Here is a 21,666-nt window from a genome sequence, read left to right as displayed (position 1 = left end):
CTGGCTCTGGCTCTGGCTCTTCAGATTGTGATTCGTCGCTCGACTCGTCAACAAAAAAATCGTCAGATTCAAAGCTTTCATCGCCTAATAACGCAGTAAAGTAATCATCCAGTGCTTGTTCACTAGAGAGACTTGGCTGCGCCATTGTTGATTCTTTATTCGCGCTCATTTATCGCCAACCTTTCGAGATAAATAAGCAACTGTTTATAAGCAAATACACCACGGCTACCCGATGCAAAATGAGAGGCTGGCAAGCGTTTTAGGCTCGCGTCTCGAAACTTGGTATCAATCGGCACAGCAGACGTCCAAACTTGGTTTGGGTAATCATCTTTGAGCTGCGTTAATGTTTGCAGTGAGGCTTTGGTTCGCTTGTCGTACATCGTCGGGACAATCGTCACCTTAAACGGTGTTTTGCGCGACTTCTGCATAATGGTCAAAGTGCGAATCATGCGCTCTAAGCCCTTCATCGCCAAAAATTCCGTCTGTACCGGAATCAATATACGATCGCTTGCAGCCAATGCATTGACCATCATCACACCAAGAATTGGCGGGCAATCGATCAACACATAGTCGTAGTCATCTTTTAAAGCGGCCAAAGCACGCTTCAAGATCAACCCCATGCCGCTTCGATTTCCCATTACACGGTCTAATGTCGCCAAAGACATATGCGCAGGGATAATATCGATACCTTCGACTTCCGTTTGTAAAAGCAAAGGTCTTACCGTCTGCGCGTTAAATTCACGCAGCTGGAACAGATCAAACAGGCTCGATTCCACCGTATCTGAATCGTAACCCAGATAGGTGGTCAGTGATGCATGTGGGTCAGTATCAACCAACAGAACACGGTGCCCCTTCAACGCAAGTAAACCTGCTAGAGTCACGGTCGTGGTCGTTTTACCAACACCACCTTTTTGGTTTGCAACACTCCAAACAATCATTTCGATTTACCTAAGCTAACCCAACTTCAACCAAGATCCTTTCCGCGATGCGGTCTAGAGGGAGGTCTTCAGTAGAAATGCCAGCTTTTGCTACAGCTTGAGGCATACCATATACAACACAACTATCTTCGTCTTGTGCCCAAATCGTCGAGCCCGCAGTTTTCAACATACGCGAACCTTCTCGACCATCTGCGCCCATACCGGTCAGTATCATAGACAAAACTTTGTCGCCGTAGATCTTCGCTGCAGAGCCAAATGTGACATCCACACAAGGCTTGTAGTTCATGCGGTCGCCGCCATCGATAATTCGTAGACGTGCAGACCCTGCGCGGCCATCCACCATCATCTGTTTACCACCCGGAGCAAGATACGCCACGCCAGGTTTTAACACATCACCGTCTTGCGCTTCGCGAACTTCAATCTTACACAAGGTGTTCAATCGGCTCGCAAAAGCAGCAGTGAATGTTGCTGGCATATGCTGAACTAACACAATTGGGTGTGGATAGTTAGCAGGGATGCGAGTCAAAATCTTCTGTAGAGCAACAGGGCCGCCAGTCGACGTACCAATTGCTGTTAATTGATACTTCTTACCTGACGCTCTGAATTTCGCCGTAGATGCAACCGCAGGCTTCGCTGTTGAAGTCGAAGCTGCTGTTGAAATCGGCTGGCGCAATGGCGTAGCTGTTGAAGTCGTTGCTGTCGCTCTCGGCGTAATAGGAGCACGGCGCATAAACGCACGCTTTGCTGCAATCTGAATCACACGCTGTTGAAGCAATGCAACTGCATCGTCGCGGTTACGTGCAATATCTTCAAACTTCTTAGGTAAGAAGTCGAGAGCACCTGCATCTAACGCATCTAACGTTGCTCTCGCTCCATCATGCGTTAACGATGAAAACATCAAAATAGGCGTTGGAGACGCGGCCATGATTTCACGAACGGCAGTGATACCGTCCATGACAGGCATTTCAATATCCATCGTGATTACGTCAGGTCTTAGCTGTTTCGCTTTTTCAACGGCTTCTTTACCGTTTACTGCTACATCAATGACTTCTAGGCGAGCCTCTGAGTTGATGATCTCGCTAACGCGACGACGAAAGAAACTCGAATCATCAACGACTAATACTTTAATCGCCATATTTATCCTTAAATTAAATTCTTGACGCAGCTGCGTACTGCTTCAACAAGTCCGGCACATCTAGAATCAATGCTATGTGTCCGTCACTTGTAATTGTCGCACCTGCCATTCCTGGCGTGCCTTGCAGAAGCTTATCAAGCGGCTTGATCACGACTTCTTCTTGACCGATAAGCGTATCGACAACAAAACCAACACGTTGGCTACCAAGTTGTACGATAACAACATGGCCGTGCCCTTTACGCAGCTCAACAATACCCGCTTTAGGAGCAAGCCAGTTTTGCAAGTAGAACAACGGAATAGACTTATCGCGAACGATAATCGTCAGCTGGCCATCAACCACGTTTGTGCGGCTTAAATCTAGGTGGAAGATCTCGTTTACAGAAGCCAATGGCAATGCAAATGGATGACCGGCAACACCGACCATCAAGGTTGGTAGAATCGCTAGGGTTAGTGGAACCTTGATGGTGATCTTGGTGCCCTGTCCCATTTCTGAATCAATATCAATAGAGCCGTTCAGTGTGTTGATCGCTGTTTTCACAACGTCCATGCCCACACCACGACCAGAGATATCCGAGATCTGCTCTTTGCTTGAGAAGCCAGGAGCAAAAATCAGGTTGAAACACTCTTTATTTGATAAGCGAGACGCTGCATCTTCATCCATCAGGCCACGTTTAACCGCGATAGCACGAAGCTTATCAGGGTCCATACCGCCACCGTCATCAACGATAGCCAGTTCAATGTGGTCACCTTCTTGAGAGGCAGACAGAATCACTTTACCCGTTTGTGATTTACCCGCAGCAACACGGTCGTTTGGCATTTCAATACCATGATCGACAGAGTTTCTCACCAAGTGAATCAGGGGATCAGCAAGTGCTTCTACTAAGTTTTTATCAAGGTCCGTTTCTTCGCCACGCATTTCAAGAACAATGTCTTTCTTCAAGCTACGAGCAAGGTCACGGACAACTCGTGGGAAGCGACCAAATACTTTCTTGATCGGCTGCATACGAGTCTTCATTACCGCACCTTGAAGGTCTGCAGTAACAACATCTAAGTTAGAGACAGCTTTCGACATTTCTTCGTCGTTGCTGTTGAGGCCTAGGCTGACTAGTCGGTTACGCACCAATACCAGTTCACCCACCATGTTCATGATGGTGTCCAGTGTTGATGTATCAACACGAACTGTCGCTTCAGCTTGTTGCTTCTTAGCCGGCACTTTAACTTCAGCTTTTGCTGGAGCGCTCGGTTTTGGCTCAGCTTTAACGGCAACTGGCGCAGCAGGTTTAGGCGCAGCTTGAGGTGCTACTGCCTTAACTTCTGCTGGCTTAGTCGCGGCATCCAATTCTTCAATCGAAGGTCCATTACCTGAGCCATGTAGTTGGTCAAGTAACTTCTCGAACTCTTCGTCAGTCATCAGATCATCGCCTTCAGACATCGCCGAAACAGGTGCTGCTGGCGGCGTTGGCGGTGGAGGAGGCGTTGAACTTGCCGCTGTCGGGCTCTTACCCGCACCGTGCAATTCATCTAATAACTTTTCAAATTCGTCATCAGTAATATCACCACTGTCAGCAACAGACTGAGGTGCAGCGGGTGCTGGCGGCGGTGTTGGTGCAGAAGGCGCTGTTGGTGAACCACCTTTACCGTGAAGCTCATCAAGCAAGCGTTCAAACTCATCTTCAGAGATATCATCGACTGAAGATGCATTGATGTTTGAGCTTTCAGCAGTAGGTTCCGGAGCAATAACAGGCTCAGGCGCTGCAACAACAGGTTCAGGGATAATAGGTGCAGGCGCTTCTACTGGTGCCACTTCATCCGCAGACTCTGGTTTACAGAGACGGTGAAGTTCATCCAATAAAGATTGGTCGGCTGGCACTAAAGGTTCCTGATCTTGCACGGCGCGAAACTGTACATTGACTGTATCTAGCGCCTGCAGCATGGTATCCATCAAACCTGATGTTACGCTGCGTTGGCCGTTTCGCAGAATGTCGAACACATTCTCAGCACCATGACAAGTATCCACCAGCTCAGTTAATGCTAGGAAACCAGCACCACCTTTTACTGTATGGAAACCACGGAAAATAGCATTTAATAGGTCTTTGTCGTCAGGGTTATTCTCAAGCTCTACCAGTTGTTCTGATAGGAGTTCAAGGATCTCTCCTGCTTCGACTAAAAAGTCCTGAAGAATATCTTCGTCTAAATCGTAGCTCATACGTTACCTTTAAAATCCAAGACTGGATAACAAATCGTCGACTTCATCTTGAGATGCGACAGCGTCTTCGCGCTCTTCTGGGTTCATAATTGGACCTTCAGGCGCAATCGATGCTTTCTTCTCTGACTCTGGAGTTGGCTCTTTTTGATTCGCACCGAATACCGTGAGAATCTCGACCAAACGTCCTTCCACCTCATTCACCAAGGTAATAACTTTGCTGATTATCTGCCCAGTTAAATCTTGGAAATCCTGAGCCATCAAGATTTCAGTCAATTGTCCGCGTAGTTCAGTACTGTCGCCTTCTACTTGGACAAGCAATCCATCAATGCGGTGACATAAAGCTTTAAATTGTGCCAGCTCAATGCGGCCATGCATCAGTTCATTCCATTGAGGCCTTACTTGAAGTAAACACTCGTGTAGGTTGTCTGCGATTGGCATACAGCGATCGACAGCGTCCATCGTCTTATTTGCCGCAACTTCCGTTTTATCAATGACATACTGAAGGCGATCCCTTGCATCAGGGATTTCGTCATTTGCGATAACGCTGATGCGTTCATCGAAATTGAATTGAGTCAAAGAGTCGTGGAGGTCGCGTGTCAGACTTCCTATTTCTTGAAGCATTGGATTGTCTTGAAGACTAAAGTTATCTTCATAAATGCTTCTCACAAGAGAATCAGCATTTTGCTGCTCATCGTTCTCAAGCAGCTCTACTAATTTTTTTGCTTGTTCTAATGAAATCATCCTGAATTCGGCCTTACTCCGCATACTTTGTGCGCTTAGGCTATCGAGATAAACAGATAACTTATCAGTCAGTGTTTACCTAGAAGTGCCTAAATTTATTGATGCTTATAAGCGATCAAAAATCTTATCAAGTTTCTCTTTCAGCGTTGCAGCAGTGAAAGGCTTCACAATGTAACCATTAACACCCGCTTGCGCAGCTTCGATGATCTGCTCACGCTTCGCTTCAGCTGTGATCATAAGCACTGGAAGGTGCTTAAGTTCTGCGTCTGCGCGAATGTGTTTAAGCAGGTCAATCCCTTGCATGCCTGGCATGTTCCAGTCAGTTACCACGAAATCAAATTCGCCTTTTTTCAGCATAGGTAACGCGGTCAAGCCATCATCTGCTTCTTGAGTGTTGTTGAAACCTAAATCGCGAAGTAGGTTTTTAACAATTCGGCGCATCGTTGAAAAATCATCAACAATGAGAATTTTCATGTTTTTGTTCAAATTAGCCTCCACTGAATAGGATCAGTGTTGTTAGTCGTTCTGTGTCCAAGCACTTAACTTAGTGCGTAAACGCTGCATAGATTGGCTCAGTATTTGGCTGACACGAGATTCGCTGACACCTAACACTTCCCCAATCTCTTTTAAATTGAGTTCTTCGTCGTAATAAAGCGAAAGCACAAGGCCTTCCCTTTCCGGAAGTTGTTTTATCGAATCGATCAAAGCTTGGCGGAATGACTCATCAGCAACCCCTTGAAAAGGCGTATTATCTTGAGAGTCTTCATTCGGAGATATTACATCATCTGAGACGCCTAAATCTTCAATTCCAACCAGTCTTGAGCAATTAATGTCAGTTAAAGCACTGTGATACTGCTCTAAACTGAGCCCCATGTGTTTTGCCACTTCGGCATCACTCGGGTCGCGGTTGAGGATACCCTCTAATTCCGCAATTGCACTGCTGATTTCTCGATTGTTCTTATGAACCGATCTCGGCACCCAGTCCCCACGGCGAATGTCATCCAACATTGCCCCGCGAATCCGAATACCAGCATACGTCTCAAAGCTTGCGCCTTTGGTACCATCATAGTTTTGTTGCGCTTCAATCAAGCCGATCATGCCAGCTTGAATTAAGTCATCAACCAATACATTAGGCGGTAATCGCCCCAACAAGTGATGAGCGATACGTTTAACCAACACAGAGTACTTCTCAAAAAAAGCCTGTTGGCTATTGTGATTAGCGTGTTGGTCGTAAGTAAGCGCTTTATTCACCAAATGGTTCCTCTATAAATTCAGTACGATTCAGCAGCCTTTCAACAAAGAACTCCAAGTGTCCGCTCGGTGTTTTTGGTATTGGCCAGGTCAAGGCTTTGTTAGCCAAAGAGCTGATTGCCAATGCAGCTGGAGAGCGAGGAAACGCATCGACTACGATTTTCTGTCTCTTGACTGATTGACGTACTTTATCATCTAAAGGAATACATGCTACGAGTTCGAGGCTCACATTCAAGAAGCGCTCTGTGACCAAAGTCAACTTTGCAAATAATTCTCGGCCTTCGCGGTAGCTTCTGACCATATTTGCAACAACTTTGAATCGCTGAACTTGGTGTTCTCTGCTTAAAAGCTTAATCAAAGCATATGCATCCGTGATCGAGGTAGGTTCATCACATACCACGACAACCACGTCTTGCGCCGCTCTTGAGAAGCTGATCACCATGTCCGAAATACCGGCTGCGGTATCAACCAACAAGATATCCATCTCGTCTTCAAGCGAACCGAATGCGCGAATCAAACCAGCATGCTGTGCGTGTGAAAGTTCAGTCATGCTTTGAGTGCCCGATGTCGCTGGAATAATTTTAATTCCGTGCGGCCCTTCGACAATCGCATCCTTAAGTTCACATTCGCCAGCCAACACATGCCCAAGGTTTCGTTTAGAACGAATACCTAGCATGATATCGACGTTCGCTAGTCCTAAATCGGCATCTAGCACCATGACTTTTTTGCCTTGGCGCGCCATGCAAATAGCCATACCTAACGTCACATTAGATTTACCAACGCCTCCCTTACCACCGGTTACAGCGATAACTTTTGTGAGTGAAGGCTTGGTTAAGCGACGGAGGCCGCTAGCTTGGTCATGTATCATATTTTCATTCATATTTATCCGCCGCCTAGAGCCCTTCAGAATCGCTATTCCAGTAATGAGGTTCATTCTCTGTAGATTTTTCTAATAGCTCATTAGCCTTAGCAATCATGTACTTTGGCTGAGCTATAACGATATCTTCAGGAACTCGTTGACCATTTGCTATGTAAGCAACTGGTAATGCATTTTGTATTACGACACTGATGAATTCACCTAGACTTAGGGATTCATCCAGCTTAGTCATGATGCATCCCGACAACGGGATTCTTCTAAAGTGTTCAATTGTTTCTTGCAGCACTTTGCGTTGCGCGGTTGCAGGCAACACAAGGTAGCTATTGATAACGGAACCACTCTCTTGCATCAATGTGTCTAACTGCTCAGATAGGCGAACATCTCGTTGTCCCATGCCTGCAGTATCGACCAGAATCAGGCGACGATTACGTAACTGATATATTACATCGGCCAGTTCGCTAGAATCTTTAGCAACTCTTACAGGACAACCCATAATTCGGCCGTAGATCGATAACTGCTCATGTGCACCTATACGATATGTGTCAGTTGTCACTAGTGCGACGTTATCAGCGCCATATTCCATGGCAGCACGTGCAGCTAGCTTTGCAACAGTCGTTGTTTTACCCACGCCGGTTGGGCCAAGTAGAGCCACAATACCGCCGCGTTTTAAAATATCTTTTTGTGTAACGGAGATTTGGTCAGCAACCAGAGCTAACAGAGCCTTCCATGCACGTGCAGGTTTAGTATCTTCAGGAATGTAGCAAGCCATTTGATCGGCAAGCTCTGCAGATACACCCATACGTTCAAGGCGCTTAATAAGCATGGCTCTCAGTGGTTCACGGCGCTCAACTTCTTGCCACATCAACCCAGAAACTTGATGCTCTAACAGACGACGAATTGAGGTCATCTCTTCGCGCATCGTTTCCATTTCAGTATCAGAACCTTTGGACTGAGTGTTCTCTCGACCACGATCATAACGGGTAGGATCCAAGCGAGGTGTCGGGCGCTCTACTCTGCGGTCTTCAGCAATCAACTTAGACAAACCCGTTTCACGAGCAAATGCAGAATCAAGATTTCCGTGAGACTGTTGGTTACCGTGAGATTGCTGATGGCCATGAGACTGCAAATTGCTTTGAGTCTGATGACTATGAGGCTTATGGCCCGTGCTTGATTGGCGATTGAGCAATGCTGACAATGAATCTTCATTTTCTGCACGATGCTGTGGCTCATCATCGGCGCCATGACTGTATTGCTTAAGCATATTCGCAAAGCGCTTAGTCATTGAGCGTCCACCTTCAACATTCGACTGTAGGCTAACCTTGTCATCGTCTAGTTGACGTCGCCCAGCAGGAGCTGCGAGCGCGGCCATTTGCGTATATTGGCTTTGTGCAGGCTGCTGAGGTTTATTTAATCTCTGGCTCGCTGTCGACGGGCTGGATTCGCCATCAATAGCGGCAACAATTTCCACGCCACCTGCGACCTTTTTGTTAGACATGATCACCGCTTCTGAACCAAGTTCTTCTTTAACTTGGAGCAGAGCCGTTCGCATATCTTTTGCAAAAAATCGTTTAATTTTCAATTCGATTGTCCGTTCTAATTAGGCGGCTTAATTACCAACAGCTTGTACTATACGTATCTGCTTTTCGTCCGGTATTTCTTGGTAAGACAAGACTCGCAAGCTTGGGATCGTGTTCTTAACGAACTTAGCCAGAGTCGAACGCAACACGCCAGAGGTCAATAGTACCGCGGGCTCACCTTTCAGCTCTTGCTCTTGTGTAGCGTGGCTGAGAGAGGTCTGTAAACGTTCGGCTAAACCAGGTTCAATACCAGCAGATTCTCCGCCGGATGCCTGCATGGTTTTATGCAAGATTTGTTCCAGCTCAGGAATCAAAGTTATCACTGGCAATTCTGGTTCTATACCATTGATTTCTTGAACAATTAGTCGTTTCAATGAGATACGAACCGCCGCAGTAAGTATGTCAGGTTCTTGACTCTTACCTGAATACTCCGACAAAGTTTGGACTATGGTTCGAATATCACGAATTGGAATCGCTTCATTCAGCAGGTTCTGTAGTACTTTCACAACCACACCCAACTGCAATTGATCCGGTACAAAACCTTCAACCAGCTTAGGTGTTGAGCGGCTGAGCATCTCAAGCAAGTTCTGAACTTCTTCATGACCAATAAGCTGTGATGCGTTGTTGGTTAGCAGCTGGCTAAGGTGTGTCGCCAGTACTGTAGAAGAATCTACAACGGTATAACCTAGAGCTTGTGCGTGTTCACGCTGCTCTTCACGAATCCAAACCGCTTCAAGGCCAAAGGCAGGGTCAATCGTCGGCTCGCCATCGATCATGCCATAGACTTGGCCCGGGTTAATCGCGAGTTCCATGTCTGGCTTAATCTCAGCTTCACCCACAGCAACACCCATCAAGGTAATGCGGTAGCTGTTTGGTGTCAGTTCTAGGTTATCGCGAATGTGTACTGCTGGGATCAAGAAACCAAAGTCTTGAGACAGCTTTTTACGCACACCTTTAACGCGTTCAAGCAATTCACCACCTTGGTCTCTATCAACCAAAGGAATTAAACGGTAACCCACTTCTAAACCAATAATATCGACAGGTTGAACATCATCCCAAGAGAGCTCCTTCTGAGAGCCTACTTCTCCATTGGCTTCAACCGTGGCCGGAAGGTTAGGTTCTTCCGCCTTCTTCTTGTTCTTTTTATCGATGTAGTACGCCCCCGCGCCTGCAACGATGGCAAGGCTCAAGAACGAGAAATGTGGCATGCCAGGAACAATACCCATAATGCCAAGGATGGCGGCAGTGATCATAAGGGCTTTAGGGTTGTCGAACATTTGGAAGACAAGTTGCTCGCCCATATCTTCATCGGTGTTTTGACGCGTTACCATCATTGCAGCTGCGATCGACAATAATAGAGACGGAATTTGTGCTACCAGACCATCACCGATAGTCAGTAGTGTATAGATTTCGATTGCTTCGCCAAAACCAAGGTCAAACTGAGCCATACCAATGCTCAAGCCACCAATGATGTTGATGAATAAGATTAAGATACCAGCGATCGCATCGCCTTTAACAAACTTAGAAGCACCGTCCATCGAACCGTAGAAGTCAGCTTCTTTGGTTACTTCAAAACGTCTCAGACGCGCCTGGTCTTGGTCGATCAAACCTGCGTTCAAGTCGGCATCGATTGCCATCTGTTTACCCGGTAAGGCGTCTAACGTGAAACGCGCGCTTACTTCCGAGATACGACCCGCACCTTTGGTTACAACCATGAAGTTGATGATCATAAGAATCAAGAACACCACTAGACCTACCGCATAGTTACCACCGATAACCACGTTACCGAAGGCTTCAATCACATTACCGGCCGCGTCGCCACCTTCATGACCATGAAGCAATACCACACGTGTCGAAGCAACGTTCAAGGCCAATCGAAGTAGAGTCGCAATCAGCAGGACGGTTGGGAATGCAGCGAAGTCTAAAGGCCTGCGGGTATATACCGAGACCAGTAGCACAACCATAGACAGTGCAATGTTGAAGGTGAAGAACATATCCAACAAGAAAGCTGGAATGGGCAACACCACCATAGCAAGCGTTGCAAGTACCATAATAGGTGCACCAATCGCAGGCATGGCACGGTTAGGGATTTTAGGTAGCTTGTCCGCAAAAGGCAGGGAGAATTTCATAAATCTAGACAGTTTCGCTATGTTGTAGCTCTCTGAACAAGTGGATTAGGTCTTAGTCAGGGCTGTTTGCTATGGGCTTATAATGTTCAGGCTACTACAGCAAACACTGTACCAACATCTCACGTCAAATTATCGCCATCACCTCTATAAAAGGAAGATTAGCTAGCTCGCTATTATCAGGGTTCATCACGCAGAGCTCAAGCAATTGATCTAATGACGTAAATCAGGTGGGATCGGCATATTAGAATCTTGCAGTTTTGGTCGCTCACCACCTCGTTTTCGGTACTGTTTAAGCTGGAAAACATATGCAAGCACTTGTGCAACTGCCGTAAACAGACCGTCAGGAATTTGTTGTTCTAGCTCAGTGGTGTGATAAAGCGCCCTCGCCAATGGCGGCGCTGGAACTATATAGATGTCGTTTGCACGCGCAATCTCTCGGATCTTCATCGCCATGTGGTCGACACCTTTAGCAACCACAATTGGTGCTTTGTCTTGATTCTGCTTATAGCGCAGCGCCACTGAAAAGTGTTCCGGGTTGGTCACAATCACATCCGCTTGAGGAACGTCTGCCATCATGCGACGCTGAGCCGCTTCCCTTTGAAGCATACGAATTCGGCCTTTCACTTCCGGCTTACCTTCAGTGTCTTTGAATTCGTCTTTGACTTCTTGTTTGGTCATCTTCAATTGATCGGCGTGTTGCCAGATCTGGAACGGGATATCAATCGCCACCACAATAAGCAGCGAGAAACTGATCAACAGGATGAAATTGAGCAAGATATCCAAGGCATGGAAGATGTTCTGTGGGTACACATCCATACTCAGCTGCATTAAATCATGCTGAGAGGCTTGAATCAGATAAATCGCCATCCCCGATACGAGCGCTACTTTAAGAATAGACTTGAGCAGTTCAACCCAGCTTTGCAGGCCAAACATACGCTTGATGCCACTGAGTGGGTTGAGCTTAGACGCCTTAGGCATTGCTGCTTGCATTGAGAAGTTAATCCCACCGACACCCGCAGCGCCGATGACGGCAGCAACAAACAAGGTTATCAGTATCAAAAACAGCGGGAACAGCAGGTTCACCAGTGCACCACCAGCGATTTCTAGGAGTTTGTTAGTGTCAAAAATTTCGTCGCGACTCAAAGAGAACAGACGTTGCATGGCCTCGAACAAAGCCTTCGCCATCGATTCGCCAAACCACATTAATGCAATTGCACCGACAATAAGTACCGACGCTGACGCTAGCTCTTTTGACCTTGCAACCTGCCCTTTCTCTTTGGCCTGTTGCAAGCGTTTGGGCGTGGCGTCTTCTGTGCGTTCTTGACCGTCTGACTCTGCCATTTCAGTCTCCTAGCAATCTAACCGGATTAGACGACATATCTGTTGTTCGCCCTGCATCCAGAATAGCTCATAGTGACTATACAAGCCGCCAAGGATGTACCAACAAAGTAACAGACCCACGAGTAGCGCAAATGCAAAACCCAAAGAAAAGATGTTTAATTGAGGTGCCGCACGCGTCATTACACCAAAAGAAAGGTTAATCGTTAGCAGCGCAATAATCCCCGACAATGACATCGCTAATGCCGTTTTGAACATGATGCCGAGCCACAACGCGAGCTCTCGAAAATCCACAGAGGTTAGAGAGCCACTGCCAATCGGCAAGGTCTTAAAACTAAACACCACCAGCTGCAGCATTTTCAAGTGACCATCGGTCGCCAAAAAAAACATGGTCGCTAGCAGCATGAACAGCTGACCAAGTACCGGCGTGTTTTGCCCGTTAGCCGGGTCGACCATTGATGCAAAACCCAAGCTCGATTGCATACCGAGGATCTGACCCAGCATAACAAAGGTTTGAATCATGAACTGGGTAACAAAACCCATGGCCACGCCAATCACAATTTGCTCGAAGACAGTCAGGAAGCCTTGAAAGGACAGAAGTTCAATCTCTTTGGGAACGGCCGGAATCGCAGGCATCACCGCAAAAGTGATCGCCAAGCCTAAATACAGACGAATACGCGGCGACACGAAGCGTGCCCCTGTTACCGTCATCACCATCAGCATCGCTGAGATGCGAGTGTATGGCCAAAAATAATTGGCTAACCACTCTAGTACAAGGCTCGTTGGGTATTCCATATCGGTTTAATACAGAACTTGCGGCAAGCGTTCGATGAGCTCAAAAAAGAACTCCATCATCATCTGGGTCATCCAGTGTGCGAATAGCATCAACGCCAACAAAGTTACGATCAAACGCGGCAGGAAACTCAGGGTTTGTTCGTTGATTGAGGTCGCAGCTTGGAAAACAGCCACAACCAAACCGATCAGCAGGCTAGGAATAATGATGGCGCAAACCATGATTAATACCATCCAAAGGGCATCTCGGAACAACTCTACGAATATTTCAGGATTCATTATTCCCCCAGCTACAAGGCAAAACTGCCGGCGAGTGTGGAGAGTATCAAGTTCCAGCCATCAACAAGAACAAACAGCATCAACTTAAACGGCAGCGATACAATCATCGGTGACAACATCATCATACCCATAGCCATCAATACCGATGCCACCACCAAGTCGATGATTAGGAAAGGCAAGAACAGCATAAATCCGATTTGGAAAGCCGTTTTTAATTCCGATGTGATAAATGCTGGAATCAGAACCGCCATCGAAACATCTTCAGGGTTAGTCACTTCCGCGCCAGAAATCTCAACAAAGGTTTCAAGATCTTTGATTCGAGTCTGCTTGAGCATGAAGGATTTAATCGGTTTTTGGGCAACATCAAATGCCTGTCGTGCCGATATCTGTTCATTAAGATAAGGCTGAACTGCTTGTTCGTTCACTTGATTAATCACTGGCGACATGATGAAGAAGGTCAAGAATATCGCGATACCAATAATGACTTGGTTAGACGGTGTTTGTTGTAGACCCATCGCCTGACGCAAGATAGACATCACAACCACAATACGAGTGAACGATGTCATCAAAATCACCATCGCCGGCAAGAAGCCAAGCATGGTCATTAACGCGAGAATTTGCAGGTTAATCGAGTAGTCTTCACCGCCATTGGCATTGGTTGTCATGGTAAAGGCAGGTATGCCGCCACCATTGCCAGTCAAGCTGCCCGTGGTCATGGTTGTCGATTTGGCTTGGTCTTGTTCCATCGTGCTGATAGTGACCGATTCCGAGCCAGCGGTATTCGCAGGAATGACGGTGCCGTCTTCAGCTTGTGCAAATACCGACACACTGAATACGATTGAGCATAGGAGAATAAGCTGAACCAACCACACTTTCACCGTTCGGAAAGCTCCGGCTTGGTGAAAGTAAGAGGAGTTCAAAAGTCCGTTACTTGTTTGCATCTTTTTTTATTAGCTGGGAAAGCTGACTTGAAAATGTACTTTTTTCCAGCATCTCCTGAGTAAGAGGTTTATCGAGCTTAGAGATCAGCTGAATCGATTGTGTGGTAATCCCTACCAAGAACTGTTCATCACCCGCTTGCACAATAGCGATACGCTCTTTAGTACCAACAGGGATTTGCCTAACAATCGCCAAACCTTGTTGATTCGACATCGCAGGTACTTGCATTCGCTTGAGTAGCCAAGCAATAAATAAAATGAAGGCTATAACGAAAATTAGCGACCCAAAGGTGGTCGCTAAATCGAGAGAAGGCGGTGTTGCTGCAAAGGCAATGGAAGGAGCCGTTAATAGCCCTACTCCCAAGATTCCTCGTAACAAACCTGTCATTCCGAGAAAAGAGCCCGCAAGTCTTTGAGACAAAAAGCTCATTAACGCAGCTTCTTAATTCGTTCTGTCTGGCTAATAACGTCAGTCAAACGAATACCAAACTTGTCGTTTACTACAACCACTTCACCGTGAGCAATCAGAGTTCCGTTGACCATCACGTCTAGTGACTCACCAGCGATTCGATCTAGCTCAACAACCGAACCTTGGTTCAACTGAAGTAAATTACGGATACTGATCTGAGAGCGGCCAACTTCCATCGAAATAGTCACGGGGATATCCATAATGGTATCCAGCTTACGACGCTCATCTTCAGAAATCGGAGATGATGAATCGGTTAGCTCATCAAGTGGTGCCGCAAGCACATCATCAACATCAATTGACGGCGCTGAAGGATCTTCACCAAGTGCTGCAGCCCATTCGTCTGCTAGCTTTTGATCTTCACTAGGTTCCATTACCAATTCCTATACTTTTATCTATTTTACTATTCGTCGTCATCATCACTGTTTTCGAGCTCAGACAATAAGTCTTTACCTAGAAAAGCGAGATCAGTTTTAACCACATGTGGTCTTTGAATTTTTTCCGAAATCTGTACTGCAAGCTTCTCACCAGAACGGCCCATTTTCACACGATAAGTCGGCAGTTCTTCGACAAACATGGTTGCGTGCTCAGGCATGTTCATTGGGATAACATCACCAGGGCGCAGCTCCATCAGATCACGAAGGGAAATATCTTGCTCTAGCAAATTCACGCGGAAATTGACGGGCACATCCATGATCTCATCACGCAGTGCGGTACTCCAACGAACATCGGTTTCCATCTTGTCTGATTGAACACCCGCATCAAGCAGTTCACGGATCGGCTCAACCATGGAGTAAGGCATGACAACGTGGAAGTCACCACCACCGCCATCCACTTCAATGTGGAACGAACTCACAACAATCACTTCGGTTGGGCTCACAATGTTCGCCATACTTGGGTTCACTTCGGAATCCAAGTATTCAAACTCAACCCCCATCACTGGCGACCAAGCTTCTTTGTAATCTTCAAAAACAATTTTCAGCAGTAACTGAATGATTCGTCTTTCAGTAGGCGTGAATTCACGACCTTCAATCTTGGCGTGGAAACGACCATCACCGCCAAAAAAGTTCTCTACGAGAATGAAAACCAGACGAGCTTCCATGGTGATGAGTGCCGTACCTTTCAATGGACGGAAACGAACCATGTTTAAACTGGTGGGTACATACAATGTGTTTTGGTACTCACCAAACTTCATCATCTGTACGCCGTTGATCGACACTTCAGCCGTTTTACGTAACATATTAAACAAGCTGATACGCATATGACGTGCGAAGCGCTCGTTAATAAGTTCAAGGGTCGGCATTCGACCACGGACGATTCGATCTTGAGATGAGAAGTCGAAATTGACCGCATTGTCATTTTCGGTTTCTAAGACATCTTCAACTTCTTCAACATCATCAACGCCATGTAACAGCGCATCAATTTCGTCTTGGCTTAATAAATCGGTCACAAATTACCTATTGAATTACGAAGTCAGTGAATAACACTTTTTCAATCACAGGCTGGCCAACAGCTTGAGCCAGGCTTGCTTTAATATCTTCTGTTGCCTTATTACGCAGTTCCACGCGGCCTGTTGGTGAGCGCAATTGATCAACCGTTGCCGAAGCGAACGTGGCCAGTAGCGTACTTTCTACAAGTGGAGAGTGGTAACGAGCCAGGTCTTCATTCTTACTGCCACGTACCATGAGCTGTGCTTTTATCTGAACTAGGCGATCTTTTTTGTCACCTGTCACATTAAACAAGAAGGGCTGAGGAATATTAACATACATAACCGGCTCTGCAGCGACCACAGCCGTTGCTGGCTGAGACTGAGATTCAGAGGCGCTATCGTCAGAACCTAAGAAAAAGTACAGCGCACCACCTATACCAAGCAGTAACACAACTACGGCAATAATAATTATAAGGAGCTTGCTCTTCCCTTTAGGTGCATCTTGTTCTTCGGCCATATCTTACTCTAACTTCCTGTTCTTGCGATTAACTGATGGTTCTTTTTATTAACTGGTTTTTTCTATTAACCAAGCGTTCTTAGCCTGATATTAGGCATAATAACTAATTCCATCACGCTTTGATGCGACATTCAATTCAAGATTGCTGCCACTATCAAGGTTTTCATCACCTTGCGTATCATTTGTGCGGTTAGCGCCGGATTGTTGCTCACCATTGTTGTATCTATCTTGTCCCTGACCGGAGTTCTGTTGTTGAACAGACGAATCGGTAAGCTGCAGACCTTGCTGAGCAAGCATCTCTCTCAAGCGAGGTAAGGTTTGTTCAATCACATCTCTCGCTTGCTGATTACTCACCGTAAAGTGCACGTTTGCCACGTCATTATTCATGGTCATGCGGATTTTCATTTGGCCCAATTCTGGTGGGTCGAGACGAATGTCCAAGTTCTTAAGGTTCTTAGACATCATCATTTGTACTTTTTCAGCCACTTGCTCATTGGCTAGCTCTTTGGTGAGCTGTAAGGGCGCTTGTTGAGCAGCTTGAATTTCAGCTCGCGTAGGTGCTGAACCCACCGTTGCCGTACCTTGTGCACCAGCCGCAGAAGCGATCTGCTGAGCAAAGGTCGAATCTTTAGAATCTTCTTTAGCACCCGCTTTACCCAAACCAGACAGTGCTGCTGCACCGGCGCCCGCTTTAAGAAGCGTATCAGTCGAGCCTGCTTTTGTGGCAGCTGGCGTTGCATTCATCGCCATTCCTTGCGCGGTTAAAGCTGGATCCAACGTTGCTTGCTGCTGAGGTGAAGCCACATTAGCTTGTTGAGCTGCGGCCTGTTGGGCTGCATGTGCATTATTGGCGTGCAGCATTGCCGCCTTGTCCGTAAGAGCATTGTTTGCTGATTGAGAAGCGGCCTGCGCTGACACTTGTTGTGTAGCCGTCGCTACAGCTGCTGTTGATGCTGCCGCAGCTAAGGCTTTAGTTTCGCTTGAATCCGTATTATCCCAATCGATAGCAGTGGGTTCACCAGACGCACTGTTCGCAGCCGGAGCTTGACTTAGCAAAGCTGTTACTTGTTGTTGAACGTTAGCGAGCTGTTGATTCAACAGGTCTAGGTTAGAGGTCGCTTTAGCCAAAGCGGCTTGCTCATCAACCGTCAACTTAGCGCCACTTTGTTGCTTATCAAGCAAGCTATCGACAACAGACTGCTCTGATTCGATTTGTCCATTCAATTGGTTTAGCGCTTTGGTATGGGCATCTACTTGCTTTGCCAGTTCAATATCCACGGCTGACAATGCTTGGCTCTGCTCGGCAGCAACCGCACTAGCTGCATTCTTTTGGCTCAGCTCTCGGCTCATACTGGCTTCAATTTGTTCTGGAGTGACGCCTTTATCCATCAACTGTCGAATTTCAGTATCAGTTAGCTGAGAAACACCCTTACCTCCGGTAAGTACAGCGATTTCAGAATCGACTTCAAGGCTCTTCTCCTGATTTGCAGCCTTAGCTTGTTGTGTCGCCTTATCCGTAACGGAAACTCCTGCAACAGAAGCACCGGTGATATTACCTTGGGCTTGTTCTACCTGACCTTGCTGAGGCAAGCCTTTGCCGTTTGGCGCTTGATTTAGGGTTTTGTTTGCCTCATCCAATTGACCAAGCAATTTATTGCCTTCGCTCATCGCTGCATTGGCTTGCGATGCCTGCGTAGCACCATCTACCGCTGATGGGCCCTGAGTTTGGGATTGAGCAATATGTTCTTTAGATTCGTTAGTCGTATCCTGCGCATCTTTACCATCTGCCTTATCTGCAACAGTCTTATCAGCGACAGTGCTATCAGTGCCCGAATTGGCTTTGAGCTGAGCCTCAGATCCAGACGCAGCCTCTGCTGATGTTTTATCAGCAGCTTTCTCGCCTTCTACTTCTGAAGCTGCTTGCTTGCTTTGCGCTTCGCTCACTTCGTCAGTAGCCTTTGATTCAGCGGAATCACCTTTGTTCGCTTCGGCTGACGCTTCACCTTCGGTAGATGTCTGTTTAGTATCAGGTTTCGCAGTGCTTTCTGTGTCTTTTGCTGCGACTTTACTGTCACTTTCTTCAAAGCCGAGCGCTTCTTTAAAGGACTCAAAGAAACCTTTAGAGTCGCCGGTTTCTTCTACCTTGGAAGAGGCAGAACCGGTGTCCAACAACGATGACATTTTGTTGGTCGCTGAATTTGAGGAAAGACTAACATTCATATATACAAGCTCTATCTACTAGCTTTGCTGCCATGAATCAGGCAACAAAAAGAAAGTCGGATGCTTTTCATGCCTTTGGTGGGCATAACGCGCAATTTTATATAAAATGGAGCAAGAAACATGCCTATAAGTTCGGTTTTCACAATATAGAGAACAGCACTGACGTCATTCGTGGCTTAGGATCACATCTTCTTTCGGCTGTATAACAGAGTCGAAAACTCATCCATTTGCTTTTGTTCTCTTCGATCTTGCAGCTTTGCTTTCTCTTTCTGCTTTTTCTCCATCAACCACTCGTAGGATTTACGTTTTTTGCGTAACTCCATCCAGTAGCTTTGGCAGTTGTCGACTTGATTTTTAAAGTGGTGCTCGGCTTCTCTCTGTTTGGATAATGTTTCATCCAACTGAGTTAAGAAGCGGTTCAAGTGACCATATTGGCTCGCCGTTAAGCCTGCCTTGCCGCGGTCAACGAGCTGCTGACAGTAATCCAGTCGATACTTTTCAATCTGCGCAACCTGCTCATAGTAGCCTTGCAGCTCAGAGTTCGCTTTGTTGAGCGCAAGTACCGCTTGGTTCTCTTGATCTTTGGCTTGATCGAGCAAAAATTCTAATGCGTTATCCATGACTAACCTTATTCACCCGTTAGCCACCCAATACATGTTTCAACATGTTGACGCACATGTCGTATGGGACGGTCTCTTTCATCTTCTGCTGCAAGTACTCATCCAGTTTTGGTTTCAACGTGAAGGCACTATCGATTGCTGGATCCGTTCCTGGCTTGTAAGCACCAATCGACACCAAATCTTGGTTTTTACGGCAGATAGACAGCACTTGCCTTACCGCTTTCGACATCAAGACATGTTCTTCAGTGGTGATTTGCGGCATAACACGACTGACGGATTTCTCAACGTCAATCGCTGGGTAGTGACCGGCATCGGCCATCTCACGAGATAACACAACGTGACCATCGAGAATTGCTCGCGACGCATCCGCAATCGGATCTTGTAAGTCATCGCCTTCGGTTAACACGGTAAAGAAAGCCGTGATAGAACCTTGTTCATCGTTGCCGTTACCCGCACGTTCCACCAGCGCAGGAAGCTTAGCGAAGACTGATGGCGGATAGCCCTTGGTTGCTGGCGGCTCACCCACAGACAGAGCAATTTCACGCTGAGCTTGAGCAAAACGGGTCAATGAATCCATGAGTAGCAGAACATCTAAGCCTTGGTCGCGGAAGTACTCGGCGACAGCCAACGCGGTTTGACAGCCTTTTAAGCGCATCAATGGTGATGAGTCGGCAGGAGCGGCAACAACAACCGAACGCTTACGGCCATCTTCACCAAGAATCTCTTCAATAAATTCTTTAACTTCTCGTCCACGCTCACCGATTAGGCCTACGACCACTACTTGCGCAGTTGTGCCTCGAGTCATCATGCCCAGAGTTACGGATTTACCGACACCAGAGCCAGCAAACAGACCGATACGTTGCCCTTTACCCACGGTTAGCAAACCATTAATGGCTTTCAAGCCGACATCGAGTGGTTCAGAAATCGGTTTACGAGCTAACGGGTTGATTGGCTCCGCATTAAATGAAGCGCGTTGCTCTGTATAGATTGGACCTAAACCGTCGAGTGGATTACCTACGCCGTCGATCACTCGACCGAGCAGTTCCATTCCAACAGGGATACCACTTTCGGTAGTCATTGGCGTGACGCGAGCGCCAGGTAAGATCCCGGTGATTTGCTCACTCGGCATCAAAAATAGGTTATCGCCAGAGAAACCGACGACTTCGGCTTCCATCTGACCAGACATGGTTTCGACTAAACACAAACTGCCGATTGGCGCTTTACAGCCGGTCGCTTCAAGCGTTAAGCCAACAACGCGTACTAACTTACCTGAGGCAATCGGTCGTGATTTTAACCCTTCGACTTTGTACTGACTGAGACGATTCGCTAACTCAAGCATTACTCATGACCTTGGTGACGATTTGCGCCGCAGAAATTTTGAATAACGTTCTTTACACGATCTTCCATGCGGTAGTTAACGCTCGACTCACCCGCTTCAATTTGTACATCACCACGGTTGAGTGCTGGCTCTGCGACCAGCGTCCAATTACGGCAGTCCAATTCAGTCTCGCCATACGCAGAGCGAATGATCGCCACATCTTCCGGATTGAGTTTCAATGTGATTGCGTGACCAGAAATCGGCAACGACTCTACCGATTCTTTAACGGTATCTAATATGATTTGTGGGTTGGTTTGCACTTCAACATGAACCACTTCTTTGACCATGGTAAGCACCATGTCGACCAATTGCTTCTCCACCTGAGCGTTCATCAACTCTAATGGTTGAGCGAACTGGTTTGCCAGCCCCATGAAGACGGCCACCTGCTGTTGAATGTACTCTTGACCCGCGGTTACGCCTTCAAGCTTGCCGGCTTCGTTGCCTTCTTCGTGACCGGCAGCAAAACCTTCTTCTTTGCCTTTTTCATAGCCTTGCTTAAAGCCCGCCTCTTGGCCTTGATGCAGCCCTTCCTGATAAGCGCCTTGTTTAATCAGCTCGATTTGCTCTTCAGTCAGAACCAGCTCTTCATCTTCAATGGCTTCTTCAACCGTTGGCATCCAACTAGGGTCGTAGTTAAAAGCGGTTTCTTTGGCTTGTTTGCTCACGTCAGAGGTGTAGTCAGGCAGCCCCCATTTCTGAGGTTGGGCAACCGTATTATCTTCTTCAGGGCGAAGGAAGCCGCGTTTTCTATCACCTGACATATCAGTACCTATCTATGAGTGGCTTAACTGTATTGTGAATTCAAGCAGTTAAACTGAGTTAATCTGTGGTTCGA

At 46.9% G+C, this 21,666-nt stretch carries 21 protein-coding genes and 1 pseudogene; all 22 read right to left on the bottom strand.

Features of this window, described 5'->3' with window-relative positions:
• Positions 1-169: pseudogene (locus tag AB4503_RS04705) on the bottom strand (chemotaxis protein CheW); the annotation flags it as partial.
• Positions 156-938 carry a ParA family protein gene (locus AB4503_RS04700; protein ID WP_017064111.1) on the bottom strand — a complete coding sequence of 261 codons (783 nt, stop codon included), beginning with the start codon at positions 936-938 and terminating at the stop codon, positions 156-158. The pseudogene AB4503_RS04705 and the gene AB4503_RS04700, both read right to left, overlap by 14 nt.
• Before the next feature lie 10 nt (positions 939-948).
• Positions 949-2,073 (bottom strand): chemotaxis response regulator protein-glutamate methylesterase, encoded by a 1,125-nt coding sequence (locus AB4503_RS04695; RefSeq protein ID WP_017071205.1) that lies wholly within the window; start codon positions 2,071-2,073, stop codon positions 949-951.
• A gap of 13 nt (positions 2,074-2,086) precedes the next feature.
• Positions 2,087-4,279 (bottom strand): chemotaxis protein CheA, encoded by a 2,193-nt coding sequence (locus AB4503_RS04690; RefSeq protein WP_017064112.1) that lies wholly within the window; start codon positions 4,277-4,279, stop codon positions 2,087-2,089.
• A gap of 9 nt (positions 4,280-4,288) precedes the next feature.
• A complete protein-coding gene (locus AB4503_RS04685; RefSeq protein ID WP_017064113.1) occupies positions 4,289-5,020 on the bottom strand; it encodes a protein phosphatase CheZ in 732 nt (243 codons plus the stop codon).
• A 105-nt stretch (positions 5,021-5,125) separates the two neighbouring features.
• On the bottom strand, positions 5,126-5,494 hold the full coding sequence (cheY, locus tag AB4503_RS04680) for a chemotaxis response regulator CheY (protein WP_016767062.1): 369 nt from the start codon (positions 5,492-5,494) through the stop codon (positions 5,126-5,128).
• Positions 5,495-5,536: 42 nt separating this feature from the next.
• Positions 5,537-6,271 (bottom strand): RNA polymerase sigma factor FliA, encoded by a 735-nt coding sequence (locus tag AB4503_RS04675; RefSeq protein WP_017060667.1) that lies wholly within the window; start codon positions 6,269-6,271, stop codon positions 5,537-5,539.
• Positions 6,264-7,151 (bottom strand): MinD/ParA family protein, encoded by an 888-nt coding sequence (locus tag AB4503_RS04670; RefSeq protein ID WP_017060668.1) that lies wholly within the window; start codon positions 7,149-7,151, stop codon positions 6,264-6,266. Before AB4503_RS04670 ends, AB4503_RS04675 begins: the two co-directional genes overlap by 8 nt.
• 13 nt (positions 7,152-7,164) lie before the next feature.
• Positions 7,165-8,727, bottom strand: coding sequence for a flagellar biosynthesis protein FlhF (gene flhF / locus AB4503_RS04665; RefSeq protein WP_372113792.1), 1,563 nt, complete (start codon positions 8,725-8,727; stop codon positions 7,165-7,167).
• A gap of 27 nt (positions 8,728-8,754) precedes the next feature.
• Complete coding sequence (flhA, locus tag AB4503_RS04660; RefSeq protein ID WP_372113790.1) at positions 8,755-10,854, bottom strand: flagellar biosynthesis protein FlhA; 2,100 nt, start codon at positions 10,852-10,854, stop codon at positions 8,755-8,757.
• A gap of 210 nt (positions 10,855-11,064) precedes the next feature.
• A complete protein-coding gene (flhB, locus tag AB4503_RS04655) occupies positions 11,065-12,195 on the bottom strand; it encodes a flagellar biosynthesis protein FlhB (protein WP_372113788.1) in 1,131 nt (376 codons plus the stop codon).
• 9 nt (positions 12,196-12,204) lie between these two features.
• Entirely contained in the window at positions 12,205-12,987 is a 783-nt protein-coding gene (fliR, locus tag AB4503_RS04650) for a flagellar biosynthetic protein FliR (RefSeq protein WP_017060672.1), read from the bottom strand.
• A 6-nt stretch (positions 12,988-12,993) separates the two neighbouring features.
• Positions 12,994-13,263 carry a flagellar biosynthesis protein FliQ gene (fliQ, locus tag AB4503_RS04645; protein WP_029235191.1) on the bottom strand — a complete coding sequence of 90 codons (270 nt, stop codon included), beginning with the start codon at positions 13,261-13,263 and terminating at the stop codon, positions 12,994-12,996.
• 11 nt (positions 13,264-13,274) lie between these two features.
• Positions 13,275-14,204: a flagellar type III secretion system pore protein FliP gene (fliP, locus tag AB4503_RS04640; RefSeq protein WP_017068982.1), complete on the bottom strand. Its 930-nt coding sequence runs from the start codon at positions 14,202-14,204 to the stop codon at positions 13,275-13,277.
• On the bottom strand, positions 14,191-14,631 hold the full coding sequence (gene fliO, locus AB4503_RS04635; RefSeq protein WP_017060675.1) for a flagellar biosynthetic protein FliO: 441 nt from the start codon (positions 14,629-14,631) through the stop codon (positions 14,191-14,193). Before fliO ends, fliP begins: the two co-directional genes overlap by 14 nt.
• Positions 14,631-15,041 carry a flagellar motor switch protein FliN gene (gene fliN / locus AB4503_RS04630; protein WP_004739851.1) on the bottom strand — a complete coding sequence of 137 codons (411 nt, stop codon included), beginning with the start codon at positions 15,039-15,041 and terminating at the stop codon, positions 14,631-14,633. Before fliN ends, fliO begins: the two co-directional genes overlap by 1 nt.
• A gap of 29 nt (positions 15,042-15,070) precedes the next feature.
• Entirely contained in the window at positions 15,071-16,117 is a 1,047-nt protein-coding gene (gene fliM / locus AB4503_RS04625; RefSeq protein WP_017060676.1) for a flagellar motor switch protein FliM, read from the bottom strand.
• A 7-nt stretch (positions 16,118-16,124) separates the two neighbouring features.
• Entirely contained in the window at positions 16,125-16,613 is a 489-nt protein-coding gene (fliL, locus tag AB4503_RS04620; RefSeq protein WP_017060677.1) for a flagellar basal body-associated protein FliL, read from the bottom strand.
• Positions 16,614-16,703: 90 nt separating this feature from the next.
• Positions 16,704-18,833, bottom strand: coding sequence for a flagellar hook-length control protein FliK (locus tag AB4503_RS04615; RefSeq protein ID WP_372113786.1), 2,130 nt, complete (start codon positions 18,831-18,833; stop codon positions 16,704-16,706).
• A gap of 182 nt (positions 18,834-19,015) precedes the next feature.
• Complete coding sequence (gene fliJ / locus AB4503_RS04610) at positions 19,016-19,453, bottom strand: flagellar export protein FliJ (RefSeq protein WP_017060679.1); 438 nt, start codon at positions 19,451-19,453, stop codon at positions 19,016-19,018.
• A 19-nt stretch (positions 19,454-19,472) separates the two neighbouring features.
• Complete coding sequence (fliI, locus tag AB4503_RS04605) at positions 19,473-20,792, bottom strand: flagellar protein export ATPase FliI (protein ID WP_017060680.1); 1,320 nt, start codon at positions 20,790-20,792, stop codon at positions 19,473-19,475.
• Positions 20,792-21,592 carry a flagellar assembly protein FliH gene (gene fliH / locus AB4503_RS04600; protein ID WP_017060681.1) on the bottom strand — a complete coding sequence of 267 codons (801 nt, stop codon included), beginning with the start codon at positions 21,590-21,592 and terminating at the stop codon, positions 20,792-20,794. Before fliH ends, fliI begins: the two co-directional genes overlap by 1 nt.
• Positions 21,593-21,666: the final 74 nt, after the last annotated feature.

Source organism: Vibrio sp. 10N.222.55.B11 (genome assembly GCF_041473705.1).
GTDB lineage: Bacteria > Pseudomonadota > Gammaproteobacteria > Enterobacterales > Vibrionaceae > Vibrio > Vibrio crassostreae_C.
This window is presented reverse-complemented; position numbering and strand designations above follow the sequence as displayed.

Coding starts and splice junctions, on each gene's coding strand:
- AB4503_RS04685 (WP_017064113.1), bottom strand. CDS start 5,020: ATGATTTCATTAGAACAAGCAAAAAAATTAGTAGAGCTGCTTGAGAAC.
- AB4503_RS04690 (WP_017064112.1), bottom strand. CDS start 4,279: ATGAGCTACGATTTAGACGAAGATATTCTTCAGGACTTTTTAGTCGAA.
- fliH (WP_017060681.1), bottom strand. CDS start 21,592: ATGTCAGGTGATAGAAAACGCGGCTTCCTTCGCCCTGAAGAAGATAAT.
- AB4503_RS04670 (WP_017060668.1), bottom strand. CDS start 7,151: ATGAATGAAAATATGATACATGACCAAGCTAGCGGCCTCCGTCGCTTA.
- fliR (WP_017060672.1), bottom strand. CDS start 12,987: ATGGAATACCCAACGAGCCTTGTACTAGAGTGGTTAGCCAATTATTTT.
- flhB (WP_372113788.1), bottom strand. CDS start 12,195: ATGGCAGAGTCAGACGGTCAAGAACGCACAGAAGACGCCACGCCCAAA.
- AB4503_RS04615 (WP_372113786.1), bottom strand. CDS start 18,833: ATGAATGTTAGTCTTTCCTCAAATTCAGCGACCAACAAAATGTCATCG.
- AB4503_RS04700 (WP_017064111.1), bottom strand. CDS start 938: ATGATTGTTTGGAGTGTTGCAAACCAAAAAGGTGGTGTTGGTAAAACG.
- fliO (WP_017060675.1), bottom strand. CDS start 14,631: ATGAGCTTTTTGTCTCAAAGACTTGCGGGCTCTTTTCTCGGAATGACA.
- fliJ (WP_017060679.1), bottom strand. CDS start 19,453: ATGGATAACGCATTAGAATTTTTGCTCGATCAAGCCAAAGATCAAGAG.
- fliQ (WP_029235191.1), bottom strand. CDS start 13,263: ATGAATCCTGAAATATTCGTAGAGTTGTTCCGAGATGCCCTTTGGATG.
- cheY (WP_016767062.1), bottom strand. CDS start 5,494: ATGAAAATTCTCATTGTTGATGATTTTTCAACGATGCGCCGAATTGTT.
- flhA (WP_372113790.1), bottom strand. CDS start 10,854: ATGAAATTCTCCCTGCCTTTTGCGGACAAGCTACCTAAAATCCCTAAC.
- AB4503_RS04695 (WP_017071205.1), bottom strand. CDS start 2,073: ATGGCGATTAAAGTATTAGTCGTTGATGATTCGAGTTTCTTTCGTCGT.
- fliP (WP_017068982.1), bottom strand. CDS start 14,204: ATGCAAACAAGTAACGGACTTTTGAACTCCTCTTACTTTCACCAAGCC.
- fliN (WP_004739851.1), bottom strand. CDS start 15,041: ATGGAACCTAGTGAAGATCAAAAGCTAGCAGACGAATGGGCTGCAGCA.
- fliL (WP_017060677.1), bottom strand. CDS start 16,613: ATGGCCGAAGAACAAGATGCACCTAAAGGGAAGAGCAAGCTCCTTATA.
- fliI (WP_017060680.1), bottom strand. CDS start 20,792: ATGCTTGAGTTAGCGAATCGTCTCAGTCAGTACAAAGTCGAAGGGTTA.